A 13,837-nucleotide genomic window follows, 5' to 3' on the forward strand; every position below is an offset into this window, starting at 1 on the left:
GGTTTAAGCCATGATTCCAGCTGTTGTTCCCTGTACTGACCGCGCCCTTTGGGATAACCACGTAGACCGGTTCCAGGGACATCCGCAACAGCTCTGGGGCTGGGGCGAGACCAAGGCAATGCACGGCTGGTCCGTCGACCGCGTGCTCCTTGAAGCCGGCGGCACCACCATCGGCTGTGCCCAGCTGCTGGTCCGGCGCCTCCCGGTTCCCTTCCGCGCCCTGGTCTACATTCCCCGCGGCCCGATGTGTTCCGTGGAAGACACTCCGGCCGTGCTTCGCAGCCTGGCCGACCACGCTGCGTCCCGCCACCACGGCGTTGCCTTGAGCATCGAACCCGACTGGGACCGGGATTCCCCCTATGCGGGGGCCGTTGCGGGAGCAGGCTTCCGCGAGACCACCAACACCGTCCTCATCCCGCGCACCCTCATCCTCGATCTCGCCAAGTCTGATGACGAGCTGATGGCGGACATGTCCAAGACCACCCGCGCAAACATCCGCAAGGCCATGCGCAGCGACGTGGAGTTCCGGAAGGTCAAGAACGAATCCGAGCTTGAGCAGGTGCTGGGCATCTACCACGAGACGGCTGAGCGGGCCGGCTTCGGTATCCACGAGGACCAGTACTACCGGGATATTTTCCGCAACCTGGGAGAGGGCTCACCCATCATTGGTGCGTTCGACGGCGAGCAGCTGCTGGCCTTTGTCTGGCTGGCACGCAGCGGTGCCACTGCGTTCGAGCTCTACGGCGGCGTTTCCGCGGAGGGCCAGAAGAAGCGAGTGAACTACGGCGTCAAGTGGGCAGCACTGCAGGCCATGCGCGAGGACGGGTGCTCACGGTACGACTTCAACGGGCTGCTCAACGATGGCATCTCGGACTTCAAGAAGCAGTTCGGCAAGCATGAAAACATGCTCCTGGGAACCTGGGAAAAGCCGCTGTCGCCGTTCTACCCGGCCTACTCCCGGGCAATGCCGCTGGCGCGGAAGGGCATCCAGGCGGCGCGCCGGCTGGCGAAAACCGCAGCCGGCCGCGCCCGTGCTGTGCTCCGCCGCTAAAGGCCCGTAGTCACCGCGAACGCCAGGGCAGGCTCCGTGCTGCCCGCCACCGGGTGGACGTTCACAGGCGCTTCGGCGGCAGCGAGGAATGCGCTGCCGCCACGCGCGAGCTGCAGGTCGCCCTTCGGCGAGTCCAGGTACACTTCGCCCGCAACCACGATCACCACCGCGGCTCCTGACTGGGCCAGCGGGACCGGGGCGGCGTCGGGCTGCAGTTCAATGCGCTGAAGCTGGAACTCCGCGAAAGGCGGGCGGTAGAGTTCCTGGTCGAGGACGCTCTTCTCGGCATCGAGCATCGGCACGGCCACCGGGTGGAAATCGATGGTGCGCAGGAGTTCGGGCACGTCAACGAACTTGGGTGTCAGCCCGCCGCGCAGCACGTTGTCCGATGATGCCATCACCTCCACGCCCAGCCCGTGGAGGTAGGCGTGGACGTTACCGGCGGGCAGGTAGACGGACTGGCCCGGCTGCAGCGAAATCCGGTTGAGGAGCAGCGAAATCAGCACCCCGGGGTTGCCCGGATACTTCTCGTTGAGGCTGATGACCGTTCCCAGCTCGGCCTCGTAGGGTGCAAGGGATCCGCCGGCCAGAAGCGCTGCCACCACCTGGGCGGTGGCATCGGACACGGCCTGTCCGCCGGTAATGAGGCGTTCAAAGGCCTTCCGGAGGCCCGCCCCCTCATCGGCCTCGTCCAGGTCCACCAGCAGAGCAGGCAGCAGGGCGGGAACCTGCCCCTCCACTGCCTCAAAGGCCGACGCGACGCGCTGCAGTACGTTCCGGGTCTCGGCTACCGGGCGGAAACCGCACAAGGCCTCAAATGGCGTCAGCGCGAAGATCATCTCCGGCTTGTGGTTGTCATCGCGGTAGTTGCGGTGGGGCGCATCGGGGGCCACGCCGTCGGCGTTTTCGCGGGCAAAACCGGCCTTGGCCTGTTCCAGGCTGGGGTGGACCTGCAGCGACAGCGGCTGGGCTGCGGCGAGGATTTTTGCCAGGAAGGGCAGCCGGGGGCCAAACCGCGACACGGACTCGGCGCCCAGGAAGTGTTCCGGATCCTTGGCGATCAAGGCGTCCAGCGGGGTGGAACTGCCGTCTTCAGGCACATGGGCCACGGACGGCGAATCGGGGTGGGCGCCGATCCAGAGTTCTGCTTCGGGCCTGCCGGATTCGGGCCGGCCCAGGAGCGCCGCGATGGCCGTTGTGGAACCCCAGGCGTAATCCCGGAGGACGTTGTCGATCTCGTACAAAACCGGTTCCGTTTCTTTAGGTCTGATTGCGGGGGCTAGAGCGCCGCGCACATGCCGTTGCTGGCCACGAGTTCGCGGATGGCCTGCTCGTTGCCCTCACGCTTGAGCTGGTTCAGCATCTCCTCGGTGATCGGCTCGCCGTCGGGCGTGGTGGTCACCGGGGTGAAGTCCGACGGCGTGGGCTGCCGTACGGCGCTGCCCGCAGCCAGCGGGATGGCCGGGGAGGCTCCTGCTGCCCGGATGGGACCGGCGCCAGACGCCGGGACAACCATGACGTCGTCGGCAGCTCCTTCCGACTGGGCGTCCTGCGCCGAGGCCGAGGCCAGCAGCTCGTCCACGCGCTCGTGGATCTGGTCGAAGTCCGGCACGGTGGAGAAGGAAGCGTCGAAGTCGGGCGGGCCGATGGTGAGCCGCTTAATATCCTGGCCCTTCGCCTTCATGGCGAGGTCCACGAAGCTCCCCAGCTGGGAGGAGGAGATGTTGGAATCCACCACCTTGGTTCCTGCGTTGGCGATGTCCTCGAACTTCGACAGCAGCGTGGCAGGGTCAAGCTGTTTGAGCATTGCCTGCTGGACGCACTGCTGGCGCTGGATCCGGGCGTAGTCGTCCACGAATTCCCTCGAGCGGCCGTACCAGAGGGCGAGGTCGCCGTTGAGCCGGTGTTCGCCGGCAGGGATCCAGCCGAGGGGCATGCCGTGGATGCCGTTTGCCTCGTCGATGACGTCGCCGCTGATGGGGACCCAACCGCCGGCCTTGATCCTGATGCCGCCCATGGCATCGATCAGCTTTGCGAAGCCTTCCATGTCCACCAGGACGTAGGCCTGCACGGTAATGCCCAGGGTTCCGGAGACGGCCTCCAGCGTTGCCTGGGCACCCGGATCGTCCACTCCCGGGTAGAGGTCCGCGTACTCGTTCGTGACCTCGGTATTGATGGCGTTGATCAGGCATTGGTCGCCGCAGTTGTACCCGTCAGGGTAAATGGACCGCATGGGCGAATCCTCGCTGAACTGAGCGTTCTGGAGGTTGCGGGGCACTGAGATGATGGCTGTCTGGCCGGTTTCGGCGTCCACGCTCAGCACGGAGAGGCTGTCCGGGCGCCTTCCGGTGCGGTCGTCGCCGGCGTCGCCGCCCATCATCAGGAAGTTGTAGCGGCCGTCCACGGGATCGATCGCCGGGCCGGAGGAGAAGATGCTGCCGATGGCATTACGGCTGACGTTGAGCAGGTATGCCGCGTAGCCGAGTGAGCCGCTGCCGGCCACCAGGGCCAGGACCAGGGTTACGACGACGGCCGGCCGGGTCCGCGGCGCCAGCAGCACGGGACGGATGAGCCGCAGGGTGTTGATGAACAGGACGGCCCAGCCCGCCGCAAGGGCCATCAGTGCGATGACGATCGCCAGCGAGGCAAACGGGTTCGTGACAATGGTCACCAGCGCTGTCCGGTTGGCAACGAGCAGGAGGACCGCCAGCAGCAGGGCAGCCCAAACGCAGAGCGTTACGCGGAGGGCAGCCCGGCCCAGCTTGCGGTCGCCCGCCACCAGTTGCGCACTGCCCGGGACCAGGAGCGTCAGCAGGATCAGGACGAAGGCACGCTTGGTCCGGACCGGAGCGGAAGCGCTGACCGGGTAGCGGACCGGGTCCGTCAACGCGGTGTCGGACGGCGACTGCGGAACTTTGCTGCTGGACATGCCGGCGGTCCTAACGGCTGCCCCGCTGGGAGCTGTTGCCTTCAGCGAAGACTTCGCTGACTTTCTGCCGGAGGCTGGCCCCCTTGCGGCTGGCCACGGCGTTCAGGTCGGAAGCGAAGTCCAAAAGGTCGGTGCGGAGGGACGCGGCAAACTCGTCCGTTCCCGCGGCAAGCATCCGGACAGCCAGGAGTCCGGCGTTGCGCGCGCCGGCGATGGACACCGTGGCTACGGGCACGCCGGCAGGCATCTGGACAATGGAGAGCAGTGAGTCCATGCCGTCCAGTGTTTTCAAGGGAACCGGAACACCGATGACCGGCAGGGGAGTGACGCTGGCCAGCATTCCCGGCAAGTGGGCGGCGCCGCCGGCTCCGGCGATGATCACCCGCAGTCCGCGCTCATGGGCTGTCTGCCCGTATCGGATCATTTCGGTCGGCATCCGGTGGGCGGAGACTACGTCAGCTTCAAAAGGGATCCCGAATTCGGCCAGGGCGTCGGCAGCGGCCTCCATCACCGGCCAGTCGGAGTCGGACCCCATGACCAGGCCCACCAGGGGGCTTGCGGCGGCACCGGCGGCGGGGTTTGCTGGGGTGCTCATGCAGTCTCCTCGAAAGTGTGTGGCGCTTCATCCGCCGCTGCCCGCCCGTCGCGGATGATGTTGGCCACCATGGCAGCGCGGCGCCGGACCGAATCGACGTCCGCAGTGGACGTGCCTACGAGGTTCACGTGGCCGATCTTGCGGCCCGGACGCACCGACTTGCCGTAGCAGTGCACCTTGGCGGCCGGTTCGCTGGCCAGCGCGAGCGGAAACGCGGAATACAGGTCCTGGTTCTCGCCGCCAAGGAAGTTCTTCATGACCGTCACCGGGGCCAGGGCATCGGTTGCACCGAGGGGCAGGTTCAGGACGGCGCGCAGGTGCTGCTCGAACTGGCTCGTCACGGCCCCGTCCTGGGTCCAGTGCCCGGTGTTGTGGGGGCGCATGGCCAGTTCATTGATCAGGAAGCCCGCACCGACCCCAGGGGTTTCGAACATCTCCACGGCCAGCACTCCGGTCACCCCCAGTTCGCCCGCGATCCGCAGGGCTGCGTCCTCGGCTGCCGCGGCAACCTCCACGTGGATATCCAGGGCAGGGGCAATCACTTCGTCGCAGACACCGTCCACCTGGATGGTGTGCACTACCGGCCATGCGCGGGCCTCGCCATCGGGAGTCCGGGCGACCAGCGCTGACAGTTCCCGGGTGAACTCAACCTTGGCTTCGGCCAGGAGGGGGCTCATCGCCTGGAACCAGTCCTCGGTGCCGGCTGCTTCCTCTGCCGAATTGATGACCCGGACGCCCTTGCCGTCGTAGCCGCCGCGCGGCGTTTTCAGGACCACGGGCCAGCCGGTGGCGTCACCGAAACTGACGAGGGCGGCCACATCGTCCACAGAGGCCCAGGCAGGGTTGGGCAGTTCGAGCCGGTCGATCGCGGCGCGCATCACCAGCTTGTCCTGTGCGTGCACCAGGGCGTCGGGCCCCGGCTGGACGTTGACTCCTGCTTCCTGCAGGGCCCGAAGATGGTCCGTGGGCACGTGTTCGTGGTCGAACGTCAGCACGTCCAGGCCCTGGGCGAAGTCAACCAGGGTCTGCAGATCCTTGTAGTCGCCCACCGGGGAAGTGGACACCGCGGCTACTGCCGACACGTCGTCGCCTTCAGCCAGGACACGGAGTTCGAAGCCGAGTGCAGTTGCGGCTGGGGCCATCATTCGCGCAAGTTGGCCGCCGCCAACCACACCTATTACTGGAAAAGTCACATGTGCCAGCCTACCGAAGACCGCCCGGTATCCCGGCTTCCGGCAGCGGTGGGGGAGGTGATTTTGTGTAACGTGGGGCTGCCCCGTGCATCCTTGGGAGGCTGGCTCCACGTTTTGGGGGCTAAAATAGGCCTCTGGCCAGGTGGCCCACAGTTTGAACGGCCATGGAGGGTCATGTATACCGCAGTAGCAGATCGTATCCGGGGACTGGCCTCGCTTTTTTGGCGCGAAGTGGCCAAGTTCGGCGCAGTCGGCGGTGTGGCGTTCGTCATCGACAACGGCATGACCTACTACCTGATGCATGGCCCGATGTCGGACAGCGAAGCCAAGGCCCGCTTTGTGGGTGCATCAATAGCCACGGTCTTTTCCTGGATCGCCAACCGGTTCTGGACGTTCCGGCACCGCCGCCAGGACAATGTCCTGCGCGAATTTCTCATGTTCATCCTGATCAACGGCATCGGAATCGGCATCTCCACGGGCTTCACTGCGGTGGCCAAGTACGGCCTGGGGATCACGGACAAAAACCTGCTGTTCTTCGCCGGCGTGTTCGGCATCCTGGTCGCCACAGTGGTGCGGTTCTTTGCCTACCGCTTCCTGGTCTTCAACAAAGAGCTGGACCAGGAGCCCGAGTTCTCGCACGACCACGAACTCATCGAAATCCACCACCACCAGAAGGAACACGCGGCCGCGGCCGAGCGCGAGCCTTCGCCGGACAGGTCAACCCAGCCGTAGGGATCCCGGACTGCCCTGGAGCGCGGGGGACGAACAGCTGTCAGCTGCCGTGGATGCGTTCCGCTGCCAGCAGCTTGTCCGTCAGTTCCACATCAGGATGGGTCAGCACGACGGAACCTCCCCGCTTCCAGGCGCCGAGGGCATGGGCCAGGGCTTTTTCCAGTCCGTCCGAGGCAGGGATGTGCAGCCGCACGCCCTCCTCGTGGGCCACGGCGAAGGTATCGAACAGCTCCCCGTGCAGGTGTCCCCGGCCCTCGCTGTCCACGATGGCACAGGCGCCGGGGTCGGCATCGGCGTGGGACATGAAGACGTCGCCGTGGCTGCGGACTTCTGCCGCGTAGTCAATGCAGCCGGGCGCGAGTTCTCCCGACCAGCGCATGGCGAGGGCGGGGAGCGCAACGGCGATGACGGCGTCGTAGTTCCCATCTGCTGACTGGGGATCGGCGGTGACCAGGAAATCGGCGTCGGGTCCCGCGATTACCGCCTCAAGGCCAAGCTGCCACGCGGAAAGCGCCCAGACCAGTGCCTTCCAGTGTGCCGGCAGCTCCAGCCGCAGCCGCATCCCCGGTTCTGCGTCGAGTTCGTCCTGCAGCAGGTTGCTGGTCTTGGCCACCCAGTTGTCCAGGACCCGGCCGGAGAGTTCCACGCGTTCTGCGTCCGGGCCGTACCACGTGAGGCGGGGAGCCGTGGAATTTCCTGAGCGAAGGTTCGCCATCAAATCGAGCGCGGGTGTAGTCATGGCACCATCCTGCCACTGCTTCGGCACACGGTCATCGGGTGCTGATGCTATGGAAACGCTCAGGCTCCTGAAGTGATATTTATCACAAGTAAAGGTAAGCGTGCTTGCTATTTATCCGTTTTCGGGGTACTTTTCGCGCAACTACGGGTTTTTTCGGCCATTTTCGGAAAGCAAAGAGGTCCCTGGCGGGCTGTTCCCGGGATGGGGAGGAAAAAATCCCGGGCGTGGCGTGACCATCGTTGGGGAAGTTCACTGATTATTATCCCGGCAGCGGCTTGACTCGACCTAGTTACACACGTGTAATTAGGTATCTAAAGCGACTGCGTAAATACCGGCACACAACCGAGTGCCTGCGTACCCAGGCAGGGGCTGCAACATCAGGAGGGTCGCCGTGGGGCATGTAGAGCGTATCCAGGAAGATGCCGTCGTGGCTGGTCAGGCAACGGCAAAGTACCGTGCACGGGGGGTGCCAGGTGACTGGTTCGTGGACCCTGCGGATCCTGGGGCCGCGGAGCGGTATAACCGCGATGCCGGCGGCCTCCTGGAGGACCAGGCCACGGCATTCCTTGCGGCGCATGAGGCCCTTCTGGCCGGGGGACAGGACGCCGAAGACGAACTTGATCCACCCATGGAGCTGCGCGCCCCTGACTCCGTCCAGCCGGTCTGGATAGGACTGCCGTTCCAGCGGGACTTCGACGACGAAGGCGAACTTGGTTGGCAGACTGATGCCTTGTGCGCCCAGACGGATCCGGAGGCGTTCTTCCCCGAAAAGGGCGGTTCCACCCGTGACGCCAAGAAGGTGTGCGGTGCCTGCAATGTACGGTCGCAGTGCCTCGAGTATGCCCTGGCCAACGACGAACGGTTTGGCATTTGGGGAGGCCTTTCCGAGCGTGAGCGCCGGCGGCTGAGGAAGCGAGCAATCTAATTCACCAGGATGTCCTTGTCACTGCCGTTGTGGTCGCCCACAACGGCAGTGACCACCTGCCCAGAACCCTGTCAGCTTTGGCGGACCAGACCCGGCCCGTGGACCGTGCCATTGGTGTGGACGCAGGCTCCCGCGACAACTCCCGCGCCCTCCTTGAGCGGGCTTTGGGTGCGGCCAGCGTGGTCAGCCATGACCGCGGCAAAGGCGGCATGGGAGTAGCGGTTTCCGCGGGACTGGCGGCGCCGGCCGCCCGGAAGGGCAGCGCCCAAGACAGCAGGCAGGAATGGATCTGGCTGCTGCATGACGACGCCGCCCCCGCCCCCGAAGCACTTGCCGAGCTGTTGGGTGCCGTGGAGCGCGCACCCTCCGTGACCGTCGCAGGCTGCAAACAGCTGGACTGGCACTCGGAACGCCGGCTGATCGACGTCGGCCTTTCCACCAGCCGCTGGGCCGAGCGGCTCACCCTGATTGACGCCGACGAACTCGACCAGGGGCAGTACGACGGCCGCAGCGATACTTTCGCCGTCAACTCCGCAGGCATGCTGGTCCGCCGCGACATCTGGGAACAGCTCGGCGGCTTCGACCCCGCACTCCCCGGCAGCGGTGATGACGTCGACTTCTGCTGGCGCAACCGCCTGGCCGGCCACCGCGTGGTGGTAGTTCCTGCGGCGCGCATGTTCCACGTAAGCCATAGGCCGCACGCTTTGGGGAACCCGGCAGCGGCACGGAAGGCGCAGGTCCACCTGCGGCTCAAGCACGCCCCGGCGTGGATGGTTCCCGTGCACGCCGTCGGCGCTCTCCTTGGCTGCCTCTTCAGGCTGGTCGTGAGTATTGCGCTGAAGGACCCGGGCCACGGCATTACCCAGTTCCTTGCCACCGTCGCTGCCCTGGCCCGTCCGCGGGCTGTGCTGCGCGCCAGGCGGACGGCCCGGCAGACGCGCCGGATCCGGCGGTCTGTCATCCGGAAGCTTCAAACTCCCCGCCGGGAAGTCTGGAGCCATCGGCGGTCCCTGATGGAAGCCATCGGCTCGGACGGCAGCCAGGCTGACGACCTCGAGCAGGACCCGCTGGCACACCAGCCCAGCGGTGATGCTTCCGACGATTTCGCTGCCCTGGCAACCACCAAACGGGGCTGGGTGGGCAACGGCGCGCTCGCGGCGGTCATCATTGCTTCCGTAGCAGCCCTGCTGGGCCTGGCCGGCCTCTTCAGGGCAGACGCGGTGGCCGGCGGTGCCCTGATCCCCGTTTCCTCCGAGCTCGGGGACATCTGGAACCATGCCTCCAACTGGTGGATCACACTCGGCGCAGGTCTTCCTGGCAAGGGAGACCCGTTCGGTTATGTCCTGTGGCTCCTCGGCGTCCTCGGCGGCGGTGACGCCAACGCGGCCATGGCCTGGCTGCTGCTCCTCGGCACGCCCCTGTCCGCCCTCACTGCCTGGTTCGCGGCCGGAGGACTGACGGTCCGGCGCCGGCTCCGCCTCGCGGCAGCCCTGTTCTGGGCGGCCGCCCCTGCCCTGCAGGTAGCCCTGAACCAGGGGCGGGTTGGCGCCCTGGTGGCCCATGTGATGATCCCGCTTTTGGTCCTCGCGCTGTTGCGTGCCACCGGGTCGGCGGTGGGCCATGGGCGCTTTTCGCTTCCTGCCCCGACCGAACGGCGTGGCGAGAAACCTCCGGTCCGGCCCGGAATCAACGGCATGCCATCATGGACGGCTGCCGCGGCAGCCGGCCTGGCCATGGCCGTCGTTACCGCCGCTGCCCCCTCACTCCTGGTCCCCGCCACGGCAGTGATTGTGTTCTGCGGACTCGTGCTGGGCCGCCGCGGCCGCACCGTCTGGTGGGCACTGCTGCCAAGTGCCGCGCTTTTCATCCCGTTCGGTCTGTCCGTGCTGGACAAGCCGCGGGCGCTCCTGGCCGACCCCGGCCTGCCGCTCGGCTTTGATGCTGCACCGCTTTGGCAGCAGCTCCTGGGCCAGCCGCTGGAGTTTGCGCCGGACAAGGGCCTGGATGGACTGCCCTACTTCCAGGACGGGACCCTGCCATGGGCCCTGCTGATGGCCCTCCTCCTGGCCGTCCCGGTCCTGGCCCTTGCCGTGGCGGGGCTGTTCAGCGGCCACCGCGCCGCGAAGGCGAAGTTGCTGTGGGCTGTTGCCCTGGTTGCCTTGGCAGGTGGCTGGCTCGGTTCACACGTCGCCGTCGCCATGGACGCTGACACCCTGGTGGTGCCTTTTACCGGTCCCGTGGTCTCCGCCGCATCGTTCGCCCTGCTGGGCGCCGGACTCCTCGGCGCCGAACAACTCCTCAGCGTGGCGGACAAAGCGGTTGCCGGCCCGGCCAGGCACAAGACGGCCGTACGCTCGGCCGTGGCTTTCGGCATGGTGCTGCTCCTTGTTGGCCCGTTGGCCGGGATGGCCGCCTGGTCCGCCCGGAACCTGCTTCGTCCGGCAGCTGTTTCGGCCGCCGGTTCCCCGGCAGAACCGGCCACGGTGGCGGACGCCTCCGAATCCGGAGGTTCCGGATGGGGTACCCACCGGCTTGTCGAGGCCGCCAGCCCGCGCACCCTTCCGGCCACAGCCATTGACCGTGGAACGGGGCCGGAGCAGACGCGCACGCTCCTTATCGAAACGGGCGAAAACGGCACGTTTGACGCCGCCCTGATGCGTGGCGCCGGTACCACGCTGGACAGCCTTTCGGCCGTGGCAGCTGCACGCAACATCCTGGGTGCCCCCGGGGCCGAAACGGTCCGCGATGATGACGACGTCACCGCATCAGTCCGCCGGGCGGTCGCAATGCTGGTGGCCGGGCAGGGAGTGGACCCCCGCAGCGACCTCGAACAGCTCGGCGTGGGCTTTGTGGTACTCCGCTCCGCTGACACGGCAGCCCAGTTGACCGCAAGCAGGATGGACGCCGTGCCGGGCCTGGTGGCTGTGGGGCAGACCGACGTCGGGTGGCTTTGGCGGGTCGCCCCCCTCAACCAGCCGGTGCTGCAGCCCGCGGACATTGCCCACCGGGTCCGGATCGTGGACGCCCAGGGCTCCACGGTGTCGCTGGTCCCGTCCGCGTTCGACGGCGTCGACGCCCCGGTCCCGGCAGGACCCGAGGGCCGCCTGGTGGTCCTCGCGGAACGCACCGATCCCGGCTGGAGCGCCTGGCTCGACGGCCGGAAGCTGACCTCCACCACGTCGGATTGGTCGCAGGCCTTCACGCTGCCCGCTTCCGGCGGCCAGCTGACAGTCCGGTATGAAAACCCCTGGGCCCCCTGGGCAGGAATTGCCCAGGGCGTCGTGTTCGGGCTGACCATCATGCTGGCCATACCCATGCCCGCCCGGAGGCCGAGAACCGGCCTTTCCCGTGACGAGGGCTCCCTGCGTAAGGAACAGCAGAATGCGTGAGCACACCATGTCAGCCGACACCACCGGGACTGAACAGACCCCCGGCCGGCCGGACGCAGGACGTCCCGGCGGGAAACGCCGTCCTGGTGCCGTGGCCGGCGCCGCCACGGCAGCACTCGTCCTGGCCGGTACCGGCGCAGTGGTGGCAGCCGGATCACTGCTCCCCGCTCCCCAATCCGCACGGAGCGTGCCTGCTGCCGTGGCAGCCGTTCCCGCAGGTGAAAGCGTTGGGGTATGCCCGGGACCGGCCCGGCTGCTGGAAGGCACGGAGGCAGGAACCGATCCGCAATTCAGCCCGGTATCGGCCACGGCTGCAACCAGTGTGACTGCTGCCGTCCTTGGCGCCTCCGGTGTGCTGCCGGCCAGCCGGTTGTCGCAGCTGGACGGGACAACCGCCGTCGACATCGCCAAAGACAACGGACAGCCACCGGCCGAAGGCCCCCGCCAGGAGTTGCTGGCAGGGACCGTGGCTAACCGGCCGGTAGACCAGGTGACAGTGCTTAGCGCCGATGCCCTGGCCAACCAGCAGGCTTCCGCCGCTGGTGCCATGAAATTCAGTGCCACCGACGGCGACCTGCAGGGAACCGCTGCGGCCAACTGCCAGCAGCCCTCCAACGACCAGTGGCTGGCCGGAGCCAGCACCACTGTGGGGCGCGCCTCGGTGTTGCTCCTCACCAACGCCTCCACCACACCGGCCACCGTCAGCCTGGAACTCTTCGGCGGCGGCGGACAGGTCCAGGCGCCCGGCAGCCGCGGGCTACTGGTGGCTCCCGGCACCACAAGATCCGTGGTGCTGGCCGGCCTGGCCCCGGGAGAGGAACAGCTCAGCGTCCGGGTGCGGAGCGCCGGGGGTCCCGTGGCGGCCGCCATCCAGCAAAGCGTCCTGCGCGGCCTGACACCCGGAGGCGTGGATTTCATTGCGCCCGGTGCCGCTCCGGCCGTGCGTCAGGTCATGACCGGCGTGGATATCCAGGACCCGGCGGGAATTTCTGCCCTGACAGGAAAATCGGGCTACGAGGACGCCGGGCCCGCCCTGCACGTCACTGTTCCCGGTGCCTCTGATGCGGTAGTGGAAGTCAAACTGTACGGCCGCGACGGCCAAAAGACACTCCCCTCCGGCGGGGTGATCACCGCCAAAGCCGGATCCGTCACCGAAGTTTCCCTGGCGGGCATACCGGCGGGCCACTACACCGTGTCGGCGGAATCGGACGTCTCCTTCGTTGCCTCCACGCGCATCAGCCGTGGCCTCCAGGAGGACCAGCCGGCCGACGTCGCCTGGGCCGCCTCCGGAGTACGGCTTGGCAGCCAGCACGTGGTGCCGGTCCCGCGGGGCGGGAGCCGCCAGTTGGTTTTTGGCGTCCTTGGCACCCGGGCCACCATCAGCTACTCGGCCATCACGGCGGACGGGAAGGTCCGCGCACCGGCCACGGCCGATATCGCCGGCGGAACCACCGCGTCCATCGCCGTACCGGACAAGGCAGACGACGCCGACGTGGTGGGCTATGTCGTGTCGGCGTCGGGTGACGCCGCCTACGGCGCAGTGCTGGTCCAGCAGGACGGCCGGAACGACGTCTCCACCCTCGCTTTCCAGCCGGCAGCCGCCGGTCAGGAAACCGTCCCGGTGACCATCAGCTATTAGAAGCCTGCCGTCCGGCCCGGCCGACGTGCGGCGGTGCGACGGCGGCGGACCACCCAAAGGGGGAGGGGCATCAGTAGCGGCGCCGGTACACCGGATCCAGGGTCTCGGGGGCCACGCCCAGCATTTCGGCGGTGTGCTCCACCACCACGTCATGGACTAGGTCCTGCAATTCTTCAACTCCAGGACACGCCTGCTCCACCACCCGGCGATACACGGTGATCATCGGTCCATCCTCATCAGTGGCGGGCGAGTAGGACCCCATGGGGACCGGCGCTGAACTGGCGGCCAGGAGTTCCAGGTCCGGGGGAATCTCGTCGACGCCAAACCTGACACCGTCCAGGGTCTTTCCCCAGATATCGTGCAGCCGCTGGGCGGAATCCAGGACCATGTCATCAAAACGGTCCGAGCGGGTCCGGTACCCGGGATGCGTGGGCAGCATCACTTCACCCCGAAGCCCGCGCCCGTGGCGGTTCCGCCGGCGCTGCATGAAGCTCCTGCTAGTGGACTCTCCGCCCTGGTCCGTGCGGGCGTCCGGGTCAGCCAACCGGACCGTAAAGCCTGATTTCTGGTTCGATGACTGCATACATCGACTGTAAACCCGGGAAATGATTAACGCGATAGATTCCCCTTGAGGCGAAGACGCGT

11 protein-coding genes are annotated in these 13,837 nt (G+C 67.0%); 5 read left to right on the top strand and 6 right to left on the bottom strand.

Annotated features, from left to right (window positions below):
- Positions 1-10 precede the first annotated feature (10 nt).
- On the top strand, positions 11-1,051 hold the full coding sequence (locus tag AC5RUO_RS10420; protein ID WP_494103460.1) for a lipid II:glycine glycyltransferase FemX: 1,041 nt from the start codon (positions 11-13) through the stop codon (positions 1,049-1,051).
- Here the strand turns inward: AC5RUO_RS10420 and manA are convergent.
- From manA to AC5RUO_RS10440, 4 genes are read right to left on the bottom strand one after another with little or no spacing between them, the layout of a single operon-like run.
- Positions 1,048-2,295, bottom strand: coding sequence for a mannose-6-phosphate isomerase, class I (manA, locus tag AC5RUO_RS10425; protein WP_494103461.1), 1,248 nt, complete (start codon positions 2,293-2,295; stop codon positions 1,048-1,050). The two genes, AC5RUO_RS10420 and manA, sit on opposite strands and share 4 nt — an antisense overlap.
- A 35-nt stretch (positions 2,296-2,330) precedes the next feature.
- The gene (locus tag AC5RUO_RS10430; RefSeq protein ID WP_494103462.1) at positions 2,331-3,980 is read right to left on the bottom strand and encodes an LCP family protein; all 1,650 of its coding nucleotides are present in this window, start codon (positions 3,978-3,980) and stop codon (positions 2,331-2,333) included.
- Between the two features lie 10 nt (positions 3,981-3,990).
- Positions 3,991-4,575 (bottom strand): 5-(carboxyamino)imidazole ribonucleotide mutase, encoded by a 585-nt coding sequence (gene purE / locus AC5RUO_RS10435; RefSeq protein ID WP_494010615.1) that lies wholly within the window; start codon positions 4,573-4,575, stop codon positions 3,991-3,993.
- Complete coding sequence (locus AC5RUO_RS10440; protein ID WP_494010614.1) at positions 4,572-5,768, bottom strand: 5-(carboxyamino)imidazole ribonucleotide synthase; 1,197 nt, start codon at positions 5,766-5,768, stop codon at positions 4,572-4,574. Before AC5RUO_RS10440 ends, purE begins: the two co-directional genes overlap by 4 nt.
- 174 nt (positions 5,769-5,942) lie before the next feature.
- On the opposite strand from AC5RUO_RS10440, the gene AC5RUO_RS10445 reads away from it, so the two are divergent.
- Complete coding sequence (locus AC5RUO_RS10445; RefSeq protein WP_494010613.1) at positions 5,943-6,500, top strand: GtrA family protein; 558 nt, start codon at positions 5,943-5,945, stop codon at positions 6,498-6,500.
- Positions 6,501-6,540: 40 nt separating this feature from the next.
- Here AC5RUO_RS10445 and AC5RUO_RS10450 read toward each other — a convergent pair whose 3' ends face one another.
- Positions 6,541-7,239 (bottom strand): TIGR03089 family protein, encoded by a 699-nt coding sequence (locus AC5RUO_RS10450; RefSeq protein ID WP_494103463.1) that lies wholly within the window; start codon positions 7,237-7,239, stop codon positions 6,541-6,543.
- A gap of 391 nt (positions 7,240-7,630) precedes the next feature.
- On the opposite strand from AC5RUO_RS10450, the gene AC5RUO_RS10455 reads away from it, so the two are divergent.
- Genes AC5RUO_RS10455 through AC5RUO_RS10465 form a run of 3 tightly spaced genes read left to right on the top strand, consistent with a single transcriptional unit; the run spans position 7,631 to position 13,192 of the window.
- Positions 7,631-8,164 (top strand): WhiB family transcriptional regulator, encoded by a 534-nt coding sequence (locus tag AC5RUO_RS10455; protein ID WP_494103464.1) that lies wholly within the window; start codon positions 7,631-7,633, stop codon positions 8,162-8,164.
- A gap of 29 nt (positions 8,165-8,193) precedes the next feature.
- Positions 8,194-11,553, top strand: a complete 3,360-nt coding sequence (locus tag AC5RUO_RS10460) for a glycosyltransferase family 2 protein (RefSeq protein ID WP_494103465.1) — start codon at positions 8,194-8,196, stop codon at positions 11,551-11,553.
- Positions 11,546-13,192 (top strand): DUF5719 family protein, encoded by a 1,647-nt coding sequence (locus AC5RUO_RS10465; RefSeq protein ID WP_494103466.1) that lies wholly within the window; start codon positions 11,546-11,548, stop codon positions 13,190-13,192. Before AC5RUO_RS10460 ends, AC5RUO_RS10465 begins: the two co-directional genes overlap by 8 nt.
- A gap of 70 nt (positions 13,193-13,262) precedes the next feature.
- Here the strand turns inward: AC5RUO_RS10465 and AC5RUO_RS10470 are convergent, their stop codons facing one another.
- The gene (locus tag AC5RUO_RS10470; RefSeq protein WP_494010608.1) at positions 13,263-13,775 is read right to left on the bottom strand and encodes a metallopeptidase family protein; all 513 of its coding nucleotides are present in this window, start codon (positions 13,773-13,775) and stop codon (positions 13,263-13,265) included.
- Positions 13,776-13,837: the final 62 nt, after the last annotated feature.

Source organism: Arthrobacter sp. Y3221087 (assembly GCF_059089905.1).